Origin of the sequence: Rhizobium indicum (assembly GCF_005862305.2) — a bacterium.
In the GTDB taxonomy this organism is placed as follows: domain Bacteria; phylum Pseudomonadota; class Alphaproteobacteria; order Rhizobiales; family Rhizobiaceae; genus Rhizobium; species Rhizobium indicum.
This window is the reverse complement of record NZ_CP054021.1, coordinates 1,804,068-1,826,622: the sequence shown is the minus strand read 5'-3', so window position 1 is coordinate 1,826,622 and position 22,555 is coordinate 1,804,068. Positions and strand designations below refer to the sequence as shown.

The 22,555-nt window shown below is 55.1% G+C and carries 23 protein-coding genes and 2 pseudogenes; 3 read left to right on the top strand and 22 right to left on the bottom strand.

Features of this window, described 5'->3' with window-relative positions:
• Positions 1-40: 40 nt before the first annotated feature.
• Positions 41-841: a glycosyltransferase family 2 protein gene (locus FFM53_RS09125; protein WP_138390731.1), complete on the bottom strand. Its 801-nt coding sequence runs from the start codon at positions 839-841 to the stop codon at positions 41-43.
• 103 nt (positions 842-944) lie between these two features.
• On the opposite strand from FFM53_RS09125, the pseudogene FFM53_RS36905 reads away from it, so the two are divergent.
• Positions 945-1,073: pseudogene (locus tag FFM53_RS36905) on the top strand (sugar phosphate nucleotidyltransferase); the annotation flags it as partial.
• A gap of 133 nt (positions 1,074-1,206) precedes the next feature.
• Here FFM53_RS36905 and FFM53_RS09120 read toward each other — a convergent pair.
• The 21 genes and pseudogenes from FFM53_RS09120 to FFM53_RS36260 form a co-directional block, all read right to left on the bottom strand.
• Positions 1,207-2,229: a class I SAM-dependent methyltransferase gene (locus FFM53_RS09120; RefSeq protein WP_138390730.1), complete on the bottom strand. Its 1,023-nt coding sequence runs from the start codon at positions 2,227-2,229 to the stop codon at positions 1,207-1,209.
• Positions 2,226-3,083 (bottom strand): glycosyltransferase family 2 protein, encoded by an 858-nt coding sequence (locus tag FFM53_RS09115; protein ID WP_138390737.1) that lies wholly within the window; start codon positions 3,081-3,083, stop codon positions 2,226-2,228. Before FFM53_RS09115 ends, FFM53_RS09120 begins: the two co-directional genes overlap by 4 nt.
• 121 nt (positions 3,084-3,204) lie before the next feature.
• Positions 3,205-4,071, bottom strand: a complete 867-nt coding sequence (locus FFM53_RS09110; protein ID WP_138390729.1) for a motility associated factor glycosyltransferase family protein — start codon at positions 4,069-4,071, stop codon at positions 3,205-3,207.
• Complete coding sequence (locus FFM53_RS09105) at positions 4,056-4,688, bottom strand: PIG-L deacetylase family protein (protein ID WP_138390728.1); 633 nt, start codon at positions 4,686-4,688, stop codon at positions 4,056-4,058. The genes FFM53_RS09110 and FFM53_RS09105 overlap by 16 nt, the downstream gene beginning before the upstream one ends.
• Complete coding sequence (locus FFM53_RS09100) at positions 4,685-5,386, bottom strand: WbqC family protein (protein ID WP_138390727.1); 702 nt, start codon at positions 5,384-5,386, stop codon at positions 4,685-4,687. Before FFM53_RS09100 ends, FFM53_RS09105 begins: the two co-directional genes overlap by 4 nt.
• Positions 5,383-6,348 (bottom strand): PseG/SpsG family protein, encoded by a 966-nt coding sequence (locus tag FFM53_RS09095; RefSeq protein ID WP_138390726.1) that lies wholly within the window; start codon positions 6,346-6,348, stop codon positions 5,383-5,385. Before FFM53_RS09095 ends, FFM53_RS09100 begins: the two co-directional genes overlap by 4 nt.
• On the bottom strand, positions 6,330-7,007 hold the full coding sequence (locus FFM53_RS09090) for a cytidylyltransferase domain-containing protein (RefSeq protein ID WP_138390725.1): 678 nt from the start codon (positions 7,005-7,007) through the stop codon (positions 6,330-6,332). Before FFM53_RS09090 ends, FFM53_RS09095 begins: the two co-directional genes overlap by 19 nt.
• The gene (locus FFM53_RS09085) at positions 7,004-8,020 is read right to left on the bottom strand and encodes an N-acetylneuraminate synthase family protein (protein WP_138390724.1); all 1,017 of its coding nucleotides are present in this window, start codon (positions 8,018-8,020) and stop codon (positions 7,004-7,006) included. Before FFM53_RS09085 ends, FFM53_RS09090 begins: the two co-directional genes overlap by 4 nt.
• Before the next feature lie 99 nt (positions 8,021-8,119).
• Complete coding sequence (locus tag FFM53_RS09080) at positions 8,120-9,190, bottom strand: radical SAM/SPASM domain-containing protein (RefSeq protein ID WP_138390723.1); 1,071 nt, start codon at positions 9,188-9,190, stop codon at positions 8,120-8,122.
• A 1-nt stretch (position 9,191) separates the two neighbouring features.
• Positions 9,192-10,037: an NAD-dependent epimerase/dehydratase family protein gene (locus tag FFM53_RS09075; RefSeq protein ID WP_138390722.1), complete on the bottom strand. Its 846-nt coding sequence runs from the start codon at positions 10,035-10,037 to the stop codon at positions 9,192-9,194.
• The gene (locus FFM53_RS09070; RefSeq protein ID WP_003545678.1) at positions 10,030-10,743 is read right to left on the bottom strand and encodes a nucleotidyltransferase family protein; all 714 of its coding nucleotides are present in this window, start codon (positions 10,741-10,743) and stop codon (positions 10,030-10,032) included. The genes FFM53_RS09075 and FFM53_RS09070 overlap by 8 nt, the downstream gene beginning before the upstream one ends.
• Complete coding sequence (locus FFM53_RS09065) at positions 10,736-11,716, bottom strand: NAD-dependent 4,6-dehydratase LegB (protein ID WP_138390721.1); 981 nt, start codon at positions 11,714-11,716, stop codon at positions 10,736-10,738. The genes FFM53_RS09070 and FFM53_RS09065 overlap by 8 nt, the downstream gene beginning before the upstream one ends.
• Complete coding sequence (locus tag FFM53_RS09060; protein ID WP_138390720.1) at positions 11,713-13,032, bottom strand: ABC transporter ATP-binding protein; 1,320 nt, start codon at positions 13,030-13,032, stop codon at positions 11,713-11,715. Before FFM53_RS09060 ends, FFM53_RS09065 begins: the two co-directional genes overlap by 4 nt.
• On the bottom strand, positions 13,032-13,910 hold the full coding sequence (locus FFM53_RS09055) for an ABC transporter permease (protein ID WP_138390736.1): 879 nt from the start codon (positions 13,908-13,910) through the stop codon (positions 13,032-13,034). Before FFM53_RS09055 ends, FFM53_RS09060 begins: the two co-directional genes overlap by 1 nt.
• A gap of 85 nt (positions 13,911-13,995) precedes the next feature.
• Complete coding sequence (locus FFM53_RS09050; RefSeq protein ID WP_246413126.1) at positions 13,996-15,195, bottom strand: glycosyltransferase family 4 protein; 1,200 nt, start codon at positions 15,193-15,195, stop codon at positions 13,996-13,998.
• A gap of 15 nt (positions 15,196-15,210) precedes the next feature.
• Positions 15,211-15,981 (bottom strand): class I SAM-dependent DNA methyltransferase, encoded by a 771-nt coding sequence (locus FFM53_RS09045; protein ID WP_138390719.1) that lies wholly within the window; start codon positions 15,979-15,981, stop codon positions 15,211-15,213.
• Positions 15,978-17,087: a DegT/DnrJ/EryC1/StrS family aminotransferase gene (locus tag FFM53_RS09040; RefSeq protein WP_138390718.1), complete on the bottom strand. Its 1,110-nt coding sequence runs from the start codon at positions 17,085-17,087 to the stop codon at positions 15,978-15,980. Before FFM53_RS09040 ends, FFM53_RS09045 begins: the two co-directional genes overlap by 4 nt.
• Positions 17,084-17,518 (bottom strand): hypothetical protein, encoded by a 435-nt coding sequence (locus tag FFM53_RS09035; RefSeq protein WP_138390717.1) that lies wholly within the window; start codon positions 17,516-17,518, stop codon positions 17,084-17,086. The genes FFM53_RS09040 and FFM53_RS09035 overlap by 4 nt, the downstream gene beginning before the upstream one ends.
• 28 nt (positions 17,519-17,546) lie before the next feature.
• On the bottom strand, positions 17,547-18,482 hold the full coding sequence (locus tag FFM53_RS09030; RefSeq protein ID WP_138390716.1) for a glycosyltransferase family protein: 936 nt from the start codon (positions 18,480-18,482) through the stop codon (positions 17,547-17,549).
• Between the two features lie 2 nt (positions 18,483-18,484).
• Entirely contained in the window at positions 18,485-19,681 is a 1,197-nt protein-coding gene (locus FFM53_RS09025) for a glycosyltransferase family 4 protein (RefSeq protein ID WP_138390715.1), read from the bottom strand.
• A gap of 396 nt (positions 19,682-20,077) precedes the next feature.
• Positions 20,078-20,213: pseudogene (locus FFM53_RS36260) on the bottom strand (dTDP-glucose 4,6-dehydratase); the annotation flags it as partial.
• 180 nt (positions 20,214-20,393) lie between these two features.
• Between FFM53_RS36260 and gmd the strand changes: the two are divergent.
• On the top strand, positions 20,394-21,455 hold the full coding sequence (gmd, locus tag FFM53_RS09015) for a GDP-mannose 4,6-dehydratase (RefSeq protein WP_131630351.1): 1,062 nt from the start codon (positions 20,394-20,396) through the stop codon (positions 21,453-21,455).
• On the top strand, positions 21,456-22,409 hold the full coding sequence (gene fcl, locus FFM53_RS09010; RefSeq protein ID WP_138390714.1) for a GDP-L-fucose synthase: 954 nt from the start codon (positions 21,456-21,458) through the stop codon (positions 22,407-22,409). It abuts the gene before it with no gap.
• The last annotated feature ends 146 nt before the right edge of the window (positions 22,410-22,555 follow it).

Sequence of the window (22,555 nt, the reverse complement as noted above, 5' to 3'; positions counted from 1 at the left end):
CGGTGTGAAACCGGCTATCGACGGCGGCGTGGATTTACGCTTATAAATCCTGCGATCGATTGCGCATCAGGAACTGGCCCAACCGGTTCACGATCTTAAAGACCCAGAACATTGATGTTGAGACCTTCAGGCCGTGGTCGGCAAGGGCGCACAGCACCTCCTTGTTCTGACGCGATATATTTTGAACGTTCTTGTTCGTGGCCCCCCCTAAGCGCATCCTGACCAGGACTCGCGGGATATAGATTGTTCTGATCCGCGCGACTTCCAAAAATCGCATCATAAGCTCGACGTCGGCTGCAAGCCGATAACGCAGATCAAACCGCCCGAACTGTTCATAAATGCTACGGCGAACATAAAATGTCGGATGCGGTGGACACCAGCCACGGGCGAACGAACCGGACCTGAACGTACGCGATTTCCAGTAGCGGATCTTGCGGTCGATATGCCGGTTGGAAACATAGACGAGATCGCCGTAGCAGCCATCATACGCTGGATCTTCCAGCGCGGCCGCCACGGTTTCGAGGGAGTCGCTGCTCTCGAAAGTGTCGTCCGCATTCAAAAAGCCGATGATGTCGCCGCTCGCAAGGCCAATCCCCTTGTTCATCGCCTCATAGATACCTCCGTCCCGTCCCGAAAGTACGCGGCGGTTGTCCGCCGGCGCCAAAGCGATGATGGCGAGCGTGGAATCGCTTGAGCCCCCGTCAATGATGATGTGCTCGAAATCGCGGTAGGTTTGCGTGTCGATGGACCGCAACGTATCGGCAATGGTCCGCTCGGCGTTCCAGCAAACGGTGATGAGGCTTATCCGGGGAATACGTGGATCGGCAGTGTCTGCAGCCATCTTGACGGGTGTCTTGCTTACATTTTAAGGGGCGAAATCTGGCCAACCCGTAGCAGACGGAAAGGCGGCGTCGCAATCCAGTACTGCAGATTATCCTTGATCAATGCAGGAGATCCCGAAGAAAAAGCCGCGCAAGGCCATCTTTCTAGCCGGGGCCTCGAGCACTCGGCTCCATCCTGCGACCCTCGCCAGTTCGAAGCAACTTCTTCCGGTTCTTGACACGCCATATGTCATTGTATCCAGGCCTCGCGGCGTGAGCTTGAACTGCACCCATGCCTGCATATCCGCTCCCATGCAGTCGGAGCGTTATGTTGAATTCTCCTACCTGCGATCGCCTGACCTTGCGGGAGAGCGGGGTGGAATTTCTAGATCGGCCTCAGCACGAAGAGAAGGCTGTCGCCCTTGCCTGCGGCATCCAGAATTCGATTGCCCAATCCCATCACCATCCCGGCCCCACGTGCGCCACGCGATAGGGCTACGTTCTTCAGTCGAGTGAAGAACGGTGGCCTGACTTGGATTGCATCAGCATTGTGCGTCCAGGTGGATGATGACTTGCCCTCCTGCTTCCGCTCGCGTGCGGTGCGTAATTGCAGGACCGACCAGAGATTAGGCGTAACCGTTCTGACGTTTTCGACCTTGTAACCAAACTTGCCGGCGAGCTTGGTAAAAGAGGTGCGGTTGAAATGATTTTGGTGATAGGGAATGTGCCAATTGATCCAGCGGTCTTTCCAGATCTTGTGATGAAACGAGCCCGTATTGGGGAACGCCATGATCACGCGGCCCTGGGGGGTGAGACGTTCTCTTACCGCCTGCAGCATGGCCGAGGGATCCGGCACATGTTCGAGCACCTGATTCAATACAATCAGGTCGAACTTCATGTCGGGAAAAGGCAGATCGTAAATGTTGCCGATATGGACTTGCAAACCGAAGTGATCGGCAATCGTCCGTACATTCGGATCGGCCTCAATCCCCCAGCTTTCGATACCCTTGTTCCTCATTTCGAGCAGCGAAATGCATGAGCCGCAACCGACATCCAGTACCTTCTCACCAGGCTGCGCCAGATAGTGGCCTTGGTGATCGGTGCCGGCCATCCAACGATTGAAAGCGGCGAAAGGCTTGTTTACCAGCGCAGCTTCTCGCTCTATGGCGGAGAAATCGACTTCCCGGCGCGGATAATAGGTGCTGTAAAGCCCAGGCAGGTCTTCTTCCGTCAGCGGCGGTGTTGTCGTCATATGACCGCAAGACACGCACCTCTCGATCGAATATACACCGGGGCAGCCGTATCGATCGTCGGATATGCGCTCGATAAATGTTTCCATATTCGAACCGCAGGCAATACACTGCATCTGATGATCGCTCTTCATTGCGTCGTTATTGTCCTTTTTCATTTCTTCGCTCGCAGAGTGTGGGCCGTCCGGATAATCATGAAGGCCGCCATGCGCAATGGCGCTGTCAGCCGTTGCAAAGGCGTGCCGATCAAAGAATAGAACGCGGCCCGCTGAAATACATTGTGGGGCGAGCGCCGGCCAAAATGCTTCTTCCACGAAGACGTATTCGACACGTGAGCGCCGTAGACTGGCGGTGAATAAACTATGGCTTCGCTGGAAACAAGGAGTTGTACGCCCGTTCGTGCGAAGCGCATGGATATTTCGTAATCGGCCATATAATGCGGCAGGAAACGCGGACGCATGGTTCCATGTCGTTTGAACAGTTCCGCGGGAAACAACGTTCCGCGACCGCTGAGCGCGTCCGCCTTATAGAGCGGCTTAGGATTCCGGCGCTCCTCTTCACTCAACTCGGCAAGAATGTCCCATACCGCAATACGATTTATGTTCAAGCGCGGTCCCACGCCCGTCAAAGGTGGGTCGCTCTCCTCCTCATGAACGACGCTGCCGACAATGGCATCCCCATTTTCGCGTGAACACCGTATCAATGTCTCGACATAGGTCGGGCCAAACCACGTGTCATTGTTGACGAACAGGATGTAGTCTTCGGGACCGCAGTCGGGCAGAACCCGCTTCAGACCGACCTCTATGGCTCCGCCCCACCAAAGATTGCCGTCGCCTCTTATGCTCGTCACGTCAGGCTGCGCCGCGAGGAACTCAGCCGTTTCATCGGTTGAGCCGTCATCAATGACGACAATTCGAATACTGTCGACAACGGTTTGGGCCCTCAAGGCCGCGATAACTTTGCGAGTGTGCTCAAGTCGGTTGAAGACCGGAATTAGGACCTTTACGCGCATCAAATATTGTCGTCTTTCCTTACGAACCAACAGAAATCTGGCCGTTGCGCAAAAGACACATCGGCGACAGCGAACCGCGCGTTTGTTCTATCAACCAGTACTGACGCAGGATGAAGGCGCTTCATTCTTCGAACCAAGCTTGGAAAGGCCGCCTCTCAAATTCGTCCAGTGCTCCGCCGGGTGTGGAATTGACGACGCGGATACCATTCGCTTTGGCAATATTTGCGATGGCTCGATACTGCCGCCACAGCCGCGCCAGCTGCTGAAACTCGTCGTGACGGCTCCTTGTCAGGGTGCCGTCCGCATTGACGGTGAAATCTTTTCCCTTTTGCACCTTGAGGTCGAACGCATATTGGTAGGTTGATGACAGGAAACGATCGTGGTCGACGCCGAGCAGGATGATCTCTTTGAAACCAAGATACATCGCTATCATCAAGGCCATCACCGGCACCGACTCGACACGAGGGACCGGTTGAGAGATATCGACGATTTCCTCTGATGTTCTTTCGTCGAAGCTTTCACCGAGCACGAGATACCGAACCGTTCGCCCTGAAAACAGATTGTGTTTTCGAACGAGCTCCGCTTCAGTAGAACTGAGAAACAGTTCCGCGGCGCCCAAGTGCGAATGCATCTCGTTAAACCAGTCGATCACGTCCTCCGATGTCATCGTCACGTAGGTAATCTGCGGGACACAATGATAACGAGACTGGAACTTGCCAAAATCGGAGTGCAAATAGCCGTTGGAAACGGTTATAACGGCTTCGCCATGAAGTCGCGACAGATCCAAGCCCTTGACGCTCGGGCCGTTCCCTAAAATAAAACAGCGGCCACCCTCGTGCTGACCAGCAAGCTGTCTATTTTCTGCCAGTGATCTCGCGACATCAGCAGAGAATTTGTGGCGAGTACTTAGCCTGCGCCTCAACTCATGCACACCATAGGGGAGCAGCATGGAGCCAAAGGTCAAAATCTTCCTCAAAGCTGCAGCCACTTCACCACCTCAAAAACCTCCGCGTATTTTACACCGATGCGCTGGCCGGCGTTCTCGGCTTCGTTGCGGAAGAAGCTCACCCATTTCCGCCCCGTGCGCTCCATCTCGGATTCATGGGCAAGGATCGCCTTTTCCTTCTGGTCCCAATGGGAGGTGATGTCGACGTAGAAATTCCCCCTGAAATCGACGGTCGAATGGTACCAGTTGCTGCGGTACATCAGCAGACGAGGCACATGGCGGCAGCTGTGCAGCGATGCGCGCGACAAGGCCAGGTGGTCATGGTGGATGTCTCCGACCCAGTGGGTGTAGACCATATCGATCTTCAGATCCTGCACGAGCTTGAGGATCTCGATATTCAGCGGATCGACGAATTCGATCTGAAGGGTTTTGAACTCACCACAGAACATCTTTTGGACGCCGAGAATGTCCATCGCAGCATCCGCTTCCGCCCTGGCGACCTGGCTGCTGCGGACGGACTGGTCATACTGGTTGGAAAAGCCGGATACGGTCGCGACATAGACATAAACCGTGTCGCCGTTTGTAGCGTGACGCGCCAATGCACCGCCACAGCCTAGTTCCACGTCGTCAAAATGGGCACCGATCGCGAGAATATTCATTTGCAACTCCAGAGCAGGTCACGCGTGCCTGCAATACCACAATTCAGCAGTGTGTCGAGGATGCTGAGATAGGGCATGAACTCGCCGAAGGGCTGTGGATAAACCGGATGGACGAAATGCTGCCATTCGATTTCGATCCCGGCTGCCTCGAACAGTTCAGGCTGCATATAGCCGCGCGCGCCGAGACCTGAGAGATAACGTGTTGCTCCTACCTTGCGCAGCAGTTCGATAAGCAATTCGTTCTTATGCCCCTCCGGGCTTAACGCACTCGACCGCACTGTTGGCATGGTGATTTGAAGCATATCCAGGATGCCTTCGAGGAAATGCATGTTGAAATCGGCCAGCAGATCGAACCGCTTGCCGTAGAGAGCCTCGATGCGCGGAAAGACCTCGCTCCAACCGGCGGACTTGCGATAGTTTTCGCGAAGCAGGGAAAGGTTTTGGTCAATCCATTCGGTGCCGGGCGCCATTTCCACCTCGTTGATCCGGGTGCCGAGCCTTGGCTTTCTGATTCCGACGGTGAGCCACCGATCGCCCTGTGCCGTCTTTATTTTATCACGATGCGTCCAGCTCTTGCTCGTGCCATGGACAAACTGAACGTGATCGAGAACGATATAGAGGTTGGCATTCAAAAAACGCTGAAAAAAGCCGAGATATGAAGCGAAATCCGGCTGGTGAATAACCGCTGTGATGGTCATGCAGCCAGTCTTTCAAGCAAATCGGCAACGCGGCCGACGCCGCCAAGGTCAACCTTGGCCATGGCAGTCTCGCTCATGGTCCTGATGGGGATCGGCTTTTCCAGGATGCCGAGATCGAACGCCGAGTGATGCCCGGCAAAGAACGCCGCTCCTAACCCCTCGAGTGCACGTCCGACCGGGATTTCGAAAGGTTCGTTGGCGATCACCACACACGGCAAGCCAGCCGCACAGGCTTCGAAAGGTGTAACACCGCCGCCGGTAATCGCCAGATCGTGCCCATGCATCTCTGCCGCAAGCGACGGCACCTGGTTGAGCAGTTTGAACCGATCGGGTGCCGCGGTCGCGACGACCTCTTCAAGCTCCGCCATGTGCTGGAAGCTCGGGCCTGTAACGATCGTGACGGGAAAAGACTTGCTGCTCAGCCATTTGGCGACGCGGACAGTCACGCCGTAGGTATCGGCGCCGCCGAGCGTGACCAGGATCGACGCGAGGCTTTGCCGAAGCCTGCGAAACGCCGCGATTTCCGGATTGAGTATCATGTACTCCACCCCCAGCCGAACATCCTTGCCCTTGAGATCCTCCGTCTTTTCGAACAGGAGAGCGCAGATGTTGATGTCGGCAAGTTCCGCGCCATCGCCACGATCATCAAAGGTAACGAGCTTGGCGCCCAAACGCTTGATCGCTTCACTGTGGGATCGCTGCGTATTGAGGCGGTCATTGATCCAGACCGAGGAACTTGCATCGGGTTCGATAAAGCCATTCTCCCATCCGGTCACGGAGGCGAGACCATAAAGCGCCACGTCAAAGCCGCGCTCCCGGATGATCCTCAACGAATTCGGATGATCGTTCGCTAGAAATAGGACCGGATGACCGCGCGAACGCAGTTCGGTGGCGAGTGTCAACGATCGAAACAGATGCCCCATTCCGCGTGCATGCGAACTTTCTATGCAGAAGACGAACATAGTCTGATCGCTTCTTCTGTCCCGAGCCAGTTCCCACCCCCGCGCGCTGTAAGAGCACAGGCACGTCTCCAGTCTTCTTCAGTATCTACCGTCAGGCGCAGTTCGGGGGATATTTTGGCCGGCGGCACGTCGAGCTGGCCGATCTTGAACAGTTCCGGCCGGTCGGTGAAGTATTCATTCACGTGCTCGCGATGGTGCGGCAGTTTTCCCTCGCGATGACTGCGCGACAGCGCTTCGAAGGTAAATATTTCGGCGCCGACGCCTATAGGCAACTGGCCGAACGCATGCGTGTAGTCGAATCCCTGTCTTTGGTGCAGATCGATCAGCCTTTCGAGCTCCTCGATGTCAGTGAAAGGATTATCCGCGGTCAATCGAACAATGTCGGACATTCCGAGCGATTTTGCGCATTGAAAATAACGATCGAGAACATCGGCTTCGTCGCCACGAAAGCAGCTTACGCCGTGCTCAAGGCACCAGGCTTCGATCATATCGTTCTCGCCGGCCGATGATGTTGCAACGACAATCCTGGCAGGCCGCGTCAACATCTGAAGCCTACCCAGGACATGTCCGAGAAGCGGCTTGCCGGAAATGTCGCGAAGCACCTTTCCCGGCAATCGGGTCGATCCCATCCGCGCCTGGATAATGATGCCAAGCGTCACGCCAGATCGCTCCACTGGAGAACGGCGTCCGCATCAAGATCCTTTACGAGCCGTCGCCCCGCAAGAGTTTCGAGATGCTTAGGTTCGACTCCCGTCCCAGGTCGTTTGACAGAGATATCGCCGGCAGAGATGACATGGCCGGCTTTGAGCGGTCGATTGACGACAATGCTTTTGCGGTTGTTCAATCTTGTCGTCGCTTCACTTGCTGCCGGCTCTTTGCGACCACTGCCCTTCATGATCTCGAACGCACGTATCGCATCCACAAGCCATTTCATTTCCGCCGGATCGGCGGAGAGTATGTGGTCGGGACCGTCGGCGGCTTTGTCGTAGGTGAAATGCCGCTCTATAACCCGTGCCCCCATCGCGGCAGCACAAAGGCTGGCGACGGGGGACAACGTATGGTCGGAATAGCCAACGTCGAGATCCGGAAACGCCTCCATCATCGTTTGCATTGCGCGCAGGTTCACATTTTCCGGATGCGTCGGATAACTTGTGATGGCGTGCAGCAGAATGAGCTTCTGATTACCCGCCTCCTTGATTGCGGCAACGGATTCCCGAACTTCGTCGAGCGTCGACATCCCCGTCGACAGGATTATCGGCTTGCCCGTTTTTGCCAGATAGCGGAGAAAGGGAATGTTGACCGCATCGTCCGAACCCACCTTGTGGGCACCAACCCCACACTTCTCCAACAGATCGACATCCGTTTCGTGTGAGGGCGACGAAAACCAGTCCAGCCCATGCTCCTCGGCATAGCGGAAAACCGCTTCGTGAAGCTCGTGACCGATTTCATACTTACGGAAAAGCTCGAATTGCGAGGTAACGCCGGTGTTTTCCATATCGAACATGGCGTTGCGGCTCGACAGGGTCTCTGCGCGATAAGTCTGGAGCTTGACAGCATCCACGCCGGACGCCTTTGCCTCGTTGATCAGCCGTCTTGCCTGATCAAAAGTCGTAAAATTCCCGCCGATTTCGGCGATAATATAACACCGGTCAGGTCGGTAGTTCCGGAACATCTGCTACTCCTGCAATTCACTATACAGCCGGCGTTCCAATAGCGGTAGCACAGCGACGTCATCCCGCACACGACCAGTATACGACTCCCGGCTGCTTCTCTATTTTCCGATTTCCTGAGCCCGATCCACGTAATTTCGGACAATCACTTTCCGGCCGCAGATTTCGGTCGGCTCGTCATCCGTCAGGCGAGGCAGGTAGCATCGGCGGCATACTTCGCTTTTCAAGAAGCCCTGCGGTTCTTTGTGCAAGGCGCGGACTGCATTCATTTTTTCGCCGTGCCAAATCTGGTGTACCGTCTCCATCGTCGCGTCACCAATGACTTCGCGATTTTCCTCGTCGTTCGAGCACTTCATCACAAGCCCGTCGGCGCCGATAACGAGGCGCTGGTATTGCTGAGGGCAGGTGAAGTTATCCAGATATTGAACGTCAGAATCGTTGCCGAGATAGTCGATCAGCGGGTTGAAGGCGACAAGATCCACATGAGGCGCAAAGGTTTCATAGTAGAGATCCGGATTTTCCCTGATCGCCGGCCAGATGCCCTGCACCTTGATGACCGGACGGTGGAGCCCGCGCTCGTCTTTGTACTTCTTGATGTCTTTGATCTTGTCGAGCAGGGCCTCGAACTTGATCGGCTTGCGGATTTTCTCGTAGGTCTCACCGGTGCCGTCGATTGAAACGGTGATCCAGTCGATGCCGGCGTCGACAAGCTGAGCGAAATAGTCTCTGTTGAGCTTGAAGCCGTGCGTGAGGGTCGAGACTTCCTTGATCCCATGATCCTTGGCATAACGCACACAGTCGGCGAAGCGCTTGTGCAGCGTGGCCTCGCCCCGCAGCGACAGACGGATCGCAGGAACTTTGCCGCCGATCTCATCGATGATGCGGCAGTAGAGATCCCAGTCCATCCGCGTCGTGTTCACACTTTTCTTGAACTCGTCGCTGATCGTATAGCACATCGGGCAGCGCAGATTGCAGATCGATGCCAGTTCAAGATCGACCAGCAGCGGATAGTCCGAAACCTGCTGGGTCAGGGCATATTCTGACCATTTGCGACGGTAATCTGCGTATTCGGCTTCCCACCCTTCGCCCCGGAATTTGTCGAACGCGGCTTCGCGCTCGACCGTGTCCATCGAGTAGTTGCCCTTGTTGATCGGAACGTAACGTTCGTTCAATTTACGACTCCTTCATCATCGCGCGCATCCCGGCCGGCAGATCCCATTCCGGCCGCCATCCGAGAATGGTGCGAGCCCGCGTGATATCGGCCCGCACGTCAGGTATTTCATTCCGCCGAACTGTGCAAGATGACACTACAGGTAGAGCAGTGCCGGCAGCTTCTTGCAAGATGTCGATTATTTCCTGCACCGAATACGACATTCCGGAGCCGATATTGATGCAATGGTAGCCTTCCGCGACGTCCATGGCCTTGGCAAAGGCGCTCAGGACATCGTCAACGAAGATATAGTCTCGCCGGGGACTGAGATCCAGGACCTGTATTTCCTGCTTCGCCCGTATCTGGTTCAGAAGCGTCGGTATCAGAAATTCGGGTCGCTGCCCTGCGCCGTATATATTGAAAAGACGCAATACCACCACCGGTATCTGCTCGTGCGTGGCGGCGAACTCACAAAGCTGTTCGGCAAGATGTTTGGAAAGGGCATAAGGGTTGTTCGGCCTGACCGGATCGCTTTCATGGATCGGCAGCCGGTCAGGCACCCCGTAAACATAGGCGCTTGCGAACACGAGTTTGGCCTTGTGTCGCTTGCACCAGTTCAAAGCGTGTTGCGTTCCGAGGACGTTGGCGGCCGTGAAACTCGGTCCTTGGCTCCAGCTATCTGGAACAAATGTCCTGCCGGCAAGGTGAAACAGCGTGCGTGCGGCGGGAAGCTCCTGCCAAACCTTTTCTTCGCTTATGTCTCCATGCGTTCGGTCAAGCGCGAGCACGTCAAAACCAGCTTGCTCAAGCCGTCTGACCAGACGACTCCCAAGAAAACCGCCAGCACCGGTGACGATGGCATCAACCATTCAAGAACCTGGACCGCATGGATTCGAACTGCTCGATCGCCAAGGCATAATCGTCAGGCCGTCCGATATCGAGCCAATAGCCTGCAAAATCTCGAACCGTGGCCGGCTTGCCGGCCGCAAGAAGATCAAGCATCAACTGATCGAAGCCGTAGGCACCACCTTGTGGTATGTGCTCGACGGCCCTCGAAGACACCATGTAGACGCCCATGCTGACTTTGTATTCGGCCGTCGGTTTCTCTCGAAAACCGGTCAACAGCCCGGCCTCGCCGGTGTCAAGAACGCCATAGTCTATGCGATGCTGACGCGTCTTGGACGAGATCGTGAATATATTCCCGTCGCGGACGTGAGCATCATGAAAATCGGCATAGTTGAGATCCGTCAGAATGTCGCCGTTCATCACCAGGAAATTCTCCGGCAGATCCTTTATCAGCCGCAGCGGCCCCATGGTGCCAAGAGGTTCGTCCTCAAGCGAATAGTCGATGCGTACACCCCACTTGTCGCCATCCTGGAAGAAAGCCTTGATCAGCTCGGCCTGGTGGTTGACGGCAAGCGTTATATGTTGAAATCCGCCTGATATCAGCTGACGAATGATCACCTCAAGAATAGGATAGTCGCCGATCGGCATCAAAGGCTTTGGAAGCACGACGGTATAGGGCCGCAACCGCGTTCCCATTCCGCCGGCCAGAATGACTGCGCGCCTAGACATTGAAGATATCCGCCTTGTATCTCGCCAGATTCTGTGGCTGACGCAGCCAGTCGATCGTCGCTTTCAGACCATCTTCCAAGCTGTAACGCGGCGAAAATCCTGTCAGAGACTTGATCAGGCTGTTGTCGCAGCACAAACGTTCCACTTCGCTGTTTGCCGGACGCAAACGCTGTTCATCGCATTCGATCTCGACGCTGACGCCGATGATATCGGCGATCAGCCGAACGGTATCGCCGATCGATATCTCGCTGCCCGAGCCGATATTGACCGTCTGGCCGATGGCTTCGTCGCAGGCCGCGAGCGCCAGAAAGCCGTCGCATGTATCCTGCACGAAATTGAAATCCCGGGTGGGCGAGAGCGCACCAAGCTTCAGCGTCGTCCGTCCGCTCAGAAGCTGTGAAATCACAGTCGGAATTACCGCCCTTGCGGATTGTCGTGGGCCGAAAGTGTTGAAAGGCCGTGCGACCGTCACCGGCAGGTCGAAGCTCGAATGATAGCTGTAGGCCATCGCGTCAGCACCGATTTTTGACGCCGAATAGGGCGACTGTGCCTGCAGCGGATGACTTTCGCTGATTGGGACAAAGCGAGCCGTTCCGTAGACCTCGCTGGTCGAGGTCTGGATGACGCGGCCAACGCTTGCATCGAGAGCGCCCTGAAGCACATTCAACGTGCCATTAATGTTGGTGTCTACATAGCTGGACGGCGCCTGATAGGAATAGGGAATAGCGATGAGCGCGGCCAGATGAAATATCGTGTCAACGCCTTTAGCGACGGCACGCATTTGCGCCGGGTCGCGAACGTCTCCAAGAATGACCTCGAACTTGCCGCGGTATTCAGACTGGTCCAGCCAGCCCCAGCTGGAAAACGAGTTGTACTGGCAGAGGGCGCGGACTTCCACGCCTGCCTTGACCAAGGTTTCAACGAGGTGAGAGCCGATGAAGCCGTCCGCACCGGTCACGAGTACTTTCTTCATTTCAATAAGCCTTCAGAATCGCGGAGGTAGAGCATCTTCACATCCCAGGGGAGCTGGATCGCCGAAATCGACGGTTTTCGCTGCTGCCCCAGCATCTGGATGATCCCGACATTGTCTTCGACTTCGAACCGAATACCCTCAACCACCGAATAGATCGAAAAACGGCTGGAAATGCCGGCGCGGAGATAAAAGGTTCCAGTGTTCAACAAGCCAGCCGGAATGACGACTCGTGCCCGATAATAACCTGGGGACCGGGTGTCGAGGCGGCTTACGTCGAGTTCCGGATCAGACAGGCTGATGACCGAGGAATAACCATCCTCCATCATGATCTGCAGCCCGACGGAAAGCCCTGTCAGTGGCTCGCGCAGTTCATACTCCATCTCGATGATAAAATTCTTCGTGAGTTCAACAGTTTGTGCTAACTCGCCATCTTCCTTTCGGATGGAAAGGCGAGAGATCACCGCCTTGCCGTCGACATCCTGTGGGTCGATTTCAAAATCTATCTTCCCGCTCAGTTCAGGCCGGTCGAGATAGGCGCGAATGACATCGGACGTACTGCCCACGGCAGCTACGCGACCGTCGGACAACAGAATGGATTGAGGGCAAAGACTGCTTACAGCTGTCATATTATGGCTGACGAACATGATTGTTCGGCCCGCCTTGGTCACCTCCCGCATTCGGCCCATACATTTGTTCTGGAAGTTGACGTCGCCAACTGCCAAAACCTCATCGACAAGAAGTATTTCGGGTTCCAGATGTGCCGCAACGGAAAAGGCAAGTCGAACATACATGCCTGAAGAGTAACGTTTGACTGGGGTGTCGATGAAATCGCCGATTTCTGCGAACTCGACGATTTCATCGAACTTCCTGCGAACTTCGGAGTGTGTCATTCCAAGAATGGCACCGTTTAAGTAAACGTTTTCGCGGCCCGTGAGTTCGGGGTGGAAGCCGGTTCCGACTTCCAAGAGGCTCGCAATCCTGCCTCGAATGCCAATATAGCCCGAGGTTGGACGCGTTATGCGAGACATCAGCTTCAGAAGGGTCGACTTGCCTGCCCCATTGCGACCGATTACGCCAACGATATCGCCGCGGGAGATCTCGAAGGAGACATCATCCAGGGCGTGAAAAATATCGTTCTTAAGCCGAGCCTTGTTCTGTCTGTCGGAAGCGTAATCCGACACGGAGGCATTGGGGTCCGGCAGATTGCGGAACCGCGCCCACCAGCTTTGGAGGTCGCGGTACAAGGTGCCGTGATTGATGATACCCAAGCGATAGTGTTTGCTGACATTCTCGGCGCGTATAACGATATCATTCATCAAACGGTATCCATAGCGGTTGCCTCAGCCCGCGCAAAAAGTATCAAGCCGCCAAACATAATAATCAGAGTGGCCGCGACATTCGCCAGGCAAATGCTCAGAGGAAGCGGCGACGCGTCGAAAAGTGCCCAACGGAATACCTGAACCGGAGTCGTCATCGGATTGAGGTAGTAAAACCATTGATATCGTTCGGGAACCTGGCTGAAAGCATAGACGACGGGTGTCGCATACATCCAAAGCTGCGTAACGAAACCGACGGCATAAACCAGATCACGATATCGAACTGTCAGCGCGGAAACCAAGAGTCCCATTCCCACACCAAGCGTTGCAACATATAGCAAAATCAATGGTGTCGCGAAAACGAAACGCAAGCTGATCACAATATCATCCTGACTAAGCCAGAGAACAAAAGAGATCGTAAGCAGCAGCGTGAATTGGATGGCAAATGCGACCAGGCCGCTCATCGCGACTGCGAGTGGTACGACTAGCCGGGGGAAATACACTTTTCCAAACAAGTTCGAGTTTTTCGAAAATGTTTCTGAGTTATTGGTGAGGCAAGCTGAGAAATAATTCCAGATAATGGTGCCGGACATATAAAAGACAAGCGGGGAAATTCCATCGGTCGAGAGATTGGCAATCTTTCCGAAGACGATGTAATAGGTGACCGTCGTCAGTATCGGTTGTATGAGATACCAAACCGGTCCAAGCACGGTTTGCTTGTAGAATGTCGTGAAATCCCTTTTGAAGAACATCCAGATAAGTTCACGATATTTCCACGCGGTCGTCAGCCCGACGCTGATGGTGCCGGACGGCTTGATGACTATATCCCAGGGTTCGGTGCCGCTTTCCCCTTCCTGTTTTGTCACGTGACCTGTCATATTAATGCGCTCAAACTCTCCGTTAGCCGTTACTCGTGCCATATTTTCTACGGCCTCAGGGGACTGCATGGACCAACGCCATGTATCATGCGACTCGATCGAGGACACGCCCCAAAATTTCTCTCAGACGGTGGTCGAAATCTTCTTGCTTCCACAAGGAAGCTCTTTCAAGCCCCTTTTTGATCAAAGAGGAACGTAGGTCTTCATCTTCCCACAGGCGGCTCATTGCCCCTTGAATTTCCGCGACGGATTGCGGCGAGAAATAGAGAGCCGCGTCGCCGCACTGTTCACGCATACCATACTTGTCCGATATCAAAACGGGGCAACCACACACCATCGCTTCAAGCGGCGGAATGTTTGTCGGGCCGAAAAAAGTCGGCATGACCAACCCTCTGGCACGACGATAAAACCCAGCCAGATCCGAATCCGGTACATAACCGACGAAGTGAACAGCTTGGGATAGCCCAAGCTCGCTTGCTGTCGCTTTGACGGCCGCATATTCGCGCTTTGTATTGCCCGCCAAGACCAGTTCCATGTTCGGATGAGTCCTGCGCGCGGCTGCCAGCGCTTGTATGAGCCGCAAGTGATTCTTGTGAGGCCAGAATTGCGCCGGATAAAAATAGAATTTTTCCGGAAGCCGGTAGCGTTCGGCGAAGGCGGGCGTCTCGACCGAATCCGTAAGATAGTTCGGAGCGATATAAGGCAGCGGATATATGTGATCTTCTGGCGTACCGTAGCTTTCCATGACATGCCGCCGCCCGGTTTCGGAATCGACGAGCACGGCAACGCCCTGGTTCACAAGGTGACGGAACCGGCTTTCTCTCAGTTGAAAGCGCAACCAGCTTCCGGCTTCTGGAAAGCTGCGTTCATATCTGTGCATCAAATCGTGAATGGTTGCGATCGAGGGCTCCTTGATCTGCCAGGTCAGGGCGTCTTGAGCCGGAAAAATCCACAGATCACATTGGAGAGATGTCAATTCCCGCACGAGTGGGTTCACCCATCTCGCGATGTTACGCGCTACGGAGCCGGGCAGAACCATGAACAGCTTGGCAAGTGTCTCGCCCCGCTTCCAGTGCTGCAGCGGGACGGTCTTCAGCGGGCTGGCATCAAGTTCAGAGCGCCAGGCTTCGTCCCCATAGGCAACGATGACCTCCACGTCCGTGCCGTCGATTGAAGACAGGGCCTGCACAAGGCTTTGCGCATACTGGAACATACCACCGGCATGGCGGCCTACTCCGAGATAGAAACCAATCCTCTTCCGGCGCAAGGTAATTCGGTCGTCCAAATGTATCGCCAACAGTCAGCCCGCGTTCTTGCGCGCTACGACACAGACGCCCCAGGTTTCGGTCCCCGGCGTCGAACTGGACATCCACTCTTCGGCAATCACACGGCTCATCCCCGCATTCGTCAGGAGGCGGTTTATCTCGTTCAGGAAGAGGTAGCGCATGCGGTGGGTTTCGCAAACCATTTCGGTCTTGGCGCTCAGCTTCTCCGTCGCGAAGATCGTGTAATTGACATCCACGACGTTCTCGGCGTCATGCACGACCGACTCTGCAACGCGAACGACGGAAATCTCATCGTTTTCCAAGCGTTTGACGCGGGTGCTCGGCCGCTGCCAAAGGACTGCTGGTCCGTACCAGAAGTCGAATATGAAAATTCCTCCATCTTCGAGATGGTGGGAGACAGTCTCCATCATCGCTTCGAGATCGGCATCGGACGTCTGATAGCTCAAAACATGAAAAAGGGAGATGACCGCCTGGAATTGCCGATCCGTCCGGAATGTGCGTGCATCGCCCAGCTTGAAATCAAGTTTGCCGCCCGACTGTGCCGCCTTCGGCATGGCCGCCGCAAGCATGGTTTCCGACAGCTCTACCCCCAGCACCCCATATCCGGCTTCTGCGATCTTTTCGGCGTGAATGCCGGTGCCGGAGCCTAGCTCCATAATCTGTGAGATTGGGCCGGTGGCATAACGCTCCAGCAGAGCTTTCACATAAGCTGTTTCGCCCTCGTAGTCCTTGTCCTTATAGAGAAGATCGTAATACTGGGAGTACAATCCGAAACTGGTCGTCAACGGATGACCTCCGCTACGATACCCGCGACTTCGCGAATTTGATCTTCCCTCAGCGCCATGCCGCTTGGAATATAGAAGCCGCGGCGCGCAAGCTTTGCGGCGATGGGAAGATCTGCGTCCTTGAAGAAGCCCATCTTCTGCAGAACGGGCTGCTCGTGCATCGGCCAGAAAAACGGACGGCAGCCTACCCCTTTGGCCGCCAATCGTTTCATCGCTTCGGCTGCGTCGAAATCGATCTCGTCCTTCAGCACGATGCCATAGACCCAATAGATATTCCGGGCATACGTTGTCTCGGGCAACGGCAGTTGAATGCCGGGCAGGTCCTGAAGCAGCTCGGTATACAGTTTGCCCATCGCACGTTTGCGCTCGACGAATTCCGGAAGGCGCTCAAGCTGCGCGCAACCCAAAGCCGCCTGCATATTTGTCATACGCATATTCCAGCCCAGTTCCTCGTGAACAAAGCGACGGGCAGGCAGGAAGCAGAGATTTCGCAGGCTTCGAGATCTGTCGGCAAGGGCGTCGGAATCGGTGACGATCATGCCACCTTCGCCTGTGGTAATGTGCTTATTGGGATAGAAGCTGAAAATGCTGACATCGCCGAAACTGCCGCAAGGCTGGCCGTTATATGTCTGTCCATGCATTTCTGCAGCGTCTTCGATGATCTTGAGGTCGTGGCGGCGGGCGATCTCGTTGATCGCGGCCATATCGCAGGGCAGGCCATAGATATGCACCACCATGATGGCGCGCGTCTTCGGCGTAATAGCTGCTTCGATCTTCGTCGGATCGATATTCCAGGTGAGAGGATCCGAATCCACCGCAACCGGCACACAACCCGCTCTCACGATGGCTGCTGCGCAGGAAATGATCGTGAAGGACGGCATGATGACCTCAGTGCCTTCCTCCAGGCCAAGCGCCATCATGCCAGCGTCGAGAGCCATCGAACCGTTCGCAACGGCGATTGCGTGCTTGCGGCCGACAGTCGCGGCAAACTCACGCTCAAAACGTGTGATGAAAGGGCCTTCGGAGGAAATCCAGCCGGTCTCGATACATTCCAGCAGATACTTGCTCTCGTTACCATTCAGCAGCGGTTCATTGACCGGAATCATTCGACACCCTTTATCTTCAGTTCCCGCACCGACGGTACAAATCGTGTCTTATCGGATTCTCCGGCATAAGGTCCCTGTTTGACTTCGATGATTTCAGCTTCTTCGATGATTTCAAAACCATGTCCGCCGAAGGCAAGCAGGATGACGTCGCCAGCGCGCAGGATCGCGCTTTCGTAGTATTCCTGCGCGTCGGAATAGAAGTCCACGCGGACAACGCCCGACTTTATAAGCAGGACCTCCTTCGTATAGAGGACCTCGCGCGCGACGGCGTTGTGAACGTGGGGTTGGATGACATAGCCAGTCGGTCGCTTCATATAGGCGAGTTGCTGCGAAAATTCGTCCGGCGTGAAAAATTGGATACCATCGAACGTGTAGTTCGACCGCAATATCATGGCCTGCAGTTCGCCACGGTTCGTGATCTTTTCTATCATGTTTCTCTTTCCCAAATCGACCGATGCGTCAGGATGCCGCCAAACCGACTACTTTGCGTATGCGCTTGACCCCGGCCGAGAATACGAGCTTGTAAAAATCATTCATCCGCTGGCGGCGCATCTTTGCGAAAAAGCCCAACACGCGCAGTCGCATTTGTTCGTTAACTTCAACGGGGATCTTTTGCAATTTCCCCGGCGCATGCCCGAGGCTGCCGGCGTAATAATCGACATCGCTGCAGTGGACTCCGCTGTCGTCAAACCCTGAGTTCTCCACAAGGCTCTGGCGAGGGTAGAGAGTCAGCATATTGTCCAGATAAGCGCTGGCATGCCACCTGATCGCCCAAGATTGATTCTTGCCTTTGACTTGATTGCGCAGCATCGCCAGGAAAAAGGCGTTCCCATCATAGTCGAAAGCTTTGGCAAGGCCTTTCTCTTTCAGGCCTATCAGAAGCTTAGCCCCATTGGGTTCGAAATGTTTCCATGCCCGGGCCCACGTGGCCCAGCCCCAACAGTCCGCCCCACGTAGGAAATAGCTCTCGGGAGCATCGTCGTTGGGGACCGGATAGGCGTAACCGTGAATGCTGGCGACGCGCTCCTCATCTGCATAAAGATCCAGCCCCTGGTTCATATAGCGCAAGAAGTCAGGCGAGGTTATCAGGTCATCCTCGACGACGATGACGCGGCCATATTGTTCGCACAGACGGCCCACGCCATCGATGATGGAGCCGGCAAGGCCATAGTTTTTTTCACGCTCGACGATAGTGACTGACTTGAAACCCGTTACCGTCTTTGCCTGTTCACGGACCTGGCGCACGCGCTCCGCTTCTTTTTCATTGCGCTGACCGTCGCAAAAAATGAACAGCGGCGTCTGTTCCGCCAATTCGTTTGCCTGCAATGCAGCGATAGTCCGTGCCATATGCATGGGACGATTGAAGACAAAAAGTATGACTGGTGCGCATTCCATGATTATTCCCAGCATTTCCTGCGTTGCGCAAATTGCTCGAGTCTATGTACGAATAGGGTCTCGGCTTCGAGCCGCTCCGTGTCGATCGCTTTTAGCTGCTTACGCCCTTTTTCGATCAGATCAACTGCCACCGCAGGATCCCGAATGCGCAACATTGCGTCGGCCCACTGCTCTGCGTCATTAGCGTCGGCAAACAACGCCGCATCGCCGACCTGTTCATTGAGGTGCGCCGAATAGATCAACGGGCGGCCGACTGCCCACGCTTCCAACGGCGGTAGATTGGTCGGGCCAAAATAAGTCGACATCACGACGGCCAGAGCGCCTTCGTAAAGCGCGCGCATGTGATCAACCGGTACAAAGCCGAGAAACGTCACATTGTCAGAGACGCCTAACCGCTGCGCTTGCTGCTTGATCCAGGCCAAATTACCGCTATCCGCACCCGAAAAGACCACGCGTACGTCGGAATTAACGGCCGCCTTTTGCTTTAACAACGAGATCGCTTCAAGAATGCGTATATGGTTCTTATGAGGCCAGAATTGCGCCGGATAGAAATAATAGCCATCCCTCAGCCCGTAATTGCCGAGCACGGCTGTGCGATCAATCGAATGCGCTTCACTTAAGAAAGGAGAGGGCTCGAACGGCATCGCAATCATGCGCTCTTCGTCAACTCCGTAGCGAACGACAATCCTCTTCAGTAGCTGATGTGATGCCACCAAGACGGCGACCGCACGTGGCAGGCATGTGGAAAAGTGCCGCTCTCGTTCTTCGAATCTGCCTTCGGAGCTGACTTCCGGAAATTCGAGATCGTCCCGATGACAGAGATCAAGGACTGTTGTGACGTAGTTGAGCTTGCGGAAATAGTTCGGAGTTGAGGAATGTGTAACGAAATACCCCAGATCCATGCCTGCTTTCAGCAGCGCATTTTCGATCTTGTTTGCCATCCACGCTTTGCCAATTTCCTTGCGGATTAAGCGGCGCAACACGGCGAGTGCAATTCGAGATAGCCTTCCGGCGGCAGGCAGGTATTCTGCGGGAACTCCAAGCCGCTTGAGATGCTGAAGATTGGCTTTGATTGTCGTGAAAGCCACGACCTCATGCTGTTTTCCGATGATACGCTGGAGTTGTACGATCGCATTGATTGCTTGATTGAATCCGCCACCGACCTGAATCGGGTTTTCTAACAAGATGCCAATTTTCATGCTTTGACTAACCTCAGCCTCCGCCAGCAGACGCCTACTTCACATTTCGATCAGGCCGGAGAACCGCGTCGTTTTTCACAGATAATCTGACACAGCGGATCTCGCTCCTCAATTTCTCGTCCCTTTGTAAAAGGGTCACAGCCAGCGGATGCTGTCACGAATTGATCGTCACGGAGATCCGCAAAAGGGCGCTCTCACCAATTGGGGCGAGGGGCCATCCGCGTCATCCATTCAGTTGCACCTAATTAATTCCTGGTATTGGCCTTAGCATATCCTGCGATCACGACAACACCCACAACGGCCCGGTCACAAGGCAAATTTGGACCTGTTTGGAGGGTGCCGTTGCAATCTTGAGACAGTGATCGACAGTTTCTTCTATGGTGCTTGAATGGCCATCACGGACGTAAGGTTTTCAAGATTGCCGGCATAGGTGAGCGCATCGAGGTTGACGACTGGTTCATCGTGAAGCGCAAGCTCAGCCGAGCACGAAATTCGCACCGATGAAGCCGACTCCTCCCGTCACCAGGATCATATTTAGCCCTTGGACATCTGACAAATGAAAGCTCTAGTCTCATTGTGCCAGTCTCACGTCAGCCGAAGAGGTCGACGATACTCATTTCGCCGACCTGCCCGCAGTTACATGGGGGTTGCACTCGTTCGGTCGTTTCCATAAACACGACCCGAAGATTGTATCGAACGACGATGTGAAAAAATGACAAAAACCGCGCTTATTACTGGGGTGACTGGTCAGGATGGTGCCTATTTGGCCGAATTGCTTCTGAGCAAGGGCTATACGGTGCACGGTATCAAGCGGCGGTCCTCGTCTTTTAATACCGGCCGCATCGAACATATCTATCAGGATCCGCATGAGACACATCCTCGCTTCATTCTCCACTATGGCGATATGATCGACTCGACCAACCTGCTGCGGATCGTGCAGCAGACGCAGCCCGATGAAATCTACAATCTTGCCGCACAAAGCCATGTGGGTGTCAGCTTCGAAACGCCTGAATATACGGCGGATGCCGATGGCATCGGGACGTTGAGGTTGCTCGAAGCGATCCGTATCCTGGGGCTCGAGGAAAAGACCCGATTCTACCAGGCATCGACCTCGGAACTCTACGGTCTTGTGCAGGAAGTGCCGCAGAACGAGAAGACGCCCTTTTATCCGCGTTCTCCCTATGCTGCAGCCAAGCTCTATGCCTACTGGATCGTCGTGAATTATCGCGAGGCATACGGCATGCATGCGTCGAACGGCATTCTTTTCAATCACGAAAGCCCGCTTCGCGGCGAAACCTTCGTCACGCGCAAGATCACGATGGCGGTGGCTGCAATCCATCTGGGGCGGCAGGATAAGCTTTTCCTCGGCAATCTCGACGCCAAGCGTGACTGGGGCCACGCGCGTGAATATGTCGAGGGCATGTGGCGCATGCTGCAGCAGGACAAGCCGGATGACTACGTCTTGGCGACCGGTGAGACGACGAGTGTCCGCCAGTTTGTGGAGTGGGCTTTTGCCGACGTGGGCATTGCTTTGGAATGGAAGGGGTCCGGCGTCGACGAAAAGGGTTATGACGCCGCGTCCGGTGCCTGCCTTGTGGAAATCGACCCGCGGTATTTCCGCCCGACGGAAGTCGACCTTTTGCTTGGCGACCCGACCAAGGCACGTCAGAAATTGGGCTGGCACCACAAGACCCCGGTTCGCGAACTCGCCGCCGAAATGGTGCGGGAGGATGTCAAGCACTGGAAGGCTCAAAACAGCCGGAAAGAGATCTGAGTGTCCGACCTGTCCAACAAGAAAATCTGGGTCGCCGGTCATCGCGGCATGGTCGGCAGCGCGCTTGTGCGCAGGCTTCACTCAGAAAATTGCACTGTCATCACGGCAACGCGACAGGAGCTTGATCTCAAACGGCAGGACGAGGTCGAGAGATTCGTCCAGACGAACAGACCGGATGCGATCATCCTCGCTGCTGCAAAGGTTGGCGGTATTCTTGCGAACGATACCTTCCCGGCCGATTTCCTCTACGATAACCTGATTATTGAGGCCAATATCTTCGAAGCCGCGCATCGTAACGGCGTCGACAGGCTTCTGTTTCTGGGCTCAAGCTGCATTTATCCTAAATTCGCGCCGCAGCCGATTTCTGAAGATGCGCTTTTGACCGGACCGCTTGAGCCGACCAACGAGTGGTATGCTATAGCCAAGATTGCCGGGATCAAGCTGGCCGACGCCTACCGCAAGCAGCACGGACGCGACTATATTTCTGCCATGCCCACCAACCTCTATGGTCCGGGCGATAATTTCGATCTGCAATCCAGTCACGTTCTGCCGGCGCTAATTCACAAAGCGCACCTCGCAAAGGTGACGGGGGCATCCGAAATTGCCATCTGGGGAACCGGAAAGCCACGACGGGAATTCCTCCACGTTGACGATTGCGCGGATGCGCTGGTTTTCCTGTTGAAGAACTATTCGGACGCGCAGCACGTCAATGTCGGTTCGGGAGAGGACATTGAAATCATCGAGCTCGCGCGGTTGGTTTGCCGTGTTGTCGGTTACGAAGGAAAAATTGCCCACGACCTCTCCAAGCCTGACGGGACGCCGCGTAAGCTCATGAGCACCGACAAGCTGAAGAACATGGGCTGGAAGCCACGCATCTCGCTGGAGGAAGGTATCCGCGCAGTGTATGATTGGTTCCTGCAGTTCGAAGGCAAAGCCGCCGTAGCGCGACAATAGCTGTCGGGCATCCAGAACTCCAAAGGGCTGCGATTGGCGTGACGTGTGAGCCGTCAGCTTTAGGCGACGTGGCTCCTTGATCGAGACGATGGGGCATGCCGAGGTCCGGACTTGAACACCAAGTTTACCGTCGTTCCCGGCGTCCG

Bases quoted from the DNA above. Each gene is read 5' to 3' on its own strand.
- FFM53_RS09125 (WP_138390731.1), bottom strand. From the start codon at position 841: ATGGCTGCAGACACTGCCGATCCACGTATTCCCCGGATAAGCCTCATC.
- FFM53_RS09120 (WP_138390730.1), bottom strand. From the start codon at position 2,229: ATGAAAAAGGACAATAACGACGCAATGAAGAGCGATCATCAGATGCAG.
- FFM53_RS09115 (WP_138390737.1), bottom strand. From the start codon at position 3,083: ATGCGCGTAAAGGTCCTAATTCCGGTCTTCAACCGACTTGAGCACACT.
- FFM53_RS09105 (WP_138390728.1), bottom strand. From the start codon at position 4,688: ATGAATATTCTCGCGATCGGTGCCCATTTTGACGACGTGGAACTAGGC.
- FFM53_RS09100 (WP_138390727.1), bottom strand. From the start codon at position 5,386: ATGACCATCACAGCGGTTATTCACCAGCCGGATTTCGCTTCATATCTC.
- FFM53_RS09095 (WP_138390726.1), bottom strand. From the start codon at position 6,348: ATGTTCGTCTTCTGCATAGAAAGTTCGCATGCACGCGGAATGGGGCAT.
- FFM53_RS09085 (WP_138390724.1), bottom strand. From the start codon at position 8,020: ATGTTCCGGAACTACCGACCTGACCGGTGTTATATTATCGCCGAAATC.
- FFM53_RS09075 (WP_138390722.1), bottom strand. From the start codon at position 10,037: ATGGTTGATGCCATCGTCACCGGTGCTGGCGGTTTTCTTGGGAGTCGT.
- FFM53_RS09070 (WP_003545678.1), bottom strand. From the start codon at position 10,743: ATGTCTAGGCGCGCAGTCATTCTGGCCGGCGGAATGGGAACGCGGTTG.
- FFM53_RS09065 (WP_138390721.1), bottom strand. From the start codon at position 11,716: ATGAAGAAAGTACTCGTGACCGGTGCGGACGGCTTCATCGGCTCTCAC.
- FFM53_RS09060 (WP_138390720.1), bottom strand. From the start codon at position 13,032: ATGAATGATATCGTTATACGCGCCGAGAATGTCAGCAAACACTATCGC.
- FFM53_RS09055 (WP_138390736.1), bottom strand. From the start codon at position 13,910: ATGACAGGTCACGTGACAAAACAGGAAGGGGAAAGCGGCACCGAACCC.
- FFM53_RS09040 (WP_138390718.1), bottom strand. From the start codon at position 17,087: ATGATTCCGGTCAATGAACCGCTGCTGAATGGTAACGAGAGCAAGTAT.
- FFM53_RS09035 (WP_138390717.1), bottom strand. From the start codon at position 17,518: ATGATAGAAAAGATCACGAACCGTGGCGAACTGCAGGCCATGATATTG.
- FFM53_RS09030 (WP_138390716.1), bottom strand. From the start codon at position 18,482: ATGGAATGCGCACCAGTCATACTTTTTGTCTTCAATCGTCCCATGCAT.
- FFM53_RS09025 (WP_138390715.1), bottom strand. From the start codon at position 19,681: ATGAAAATTGGCATCTTGTTAGAAAACCCGATTCAGGTCGGTGGCGGA.
- gmd (WP_131630351.1), top strand. From the start codon at position 20,394: ATGACAAAAACCGCGCTTATTACTGGGGTGACTGGTCAGGATGGTGCC.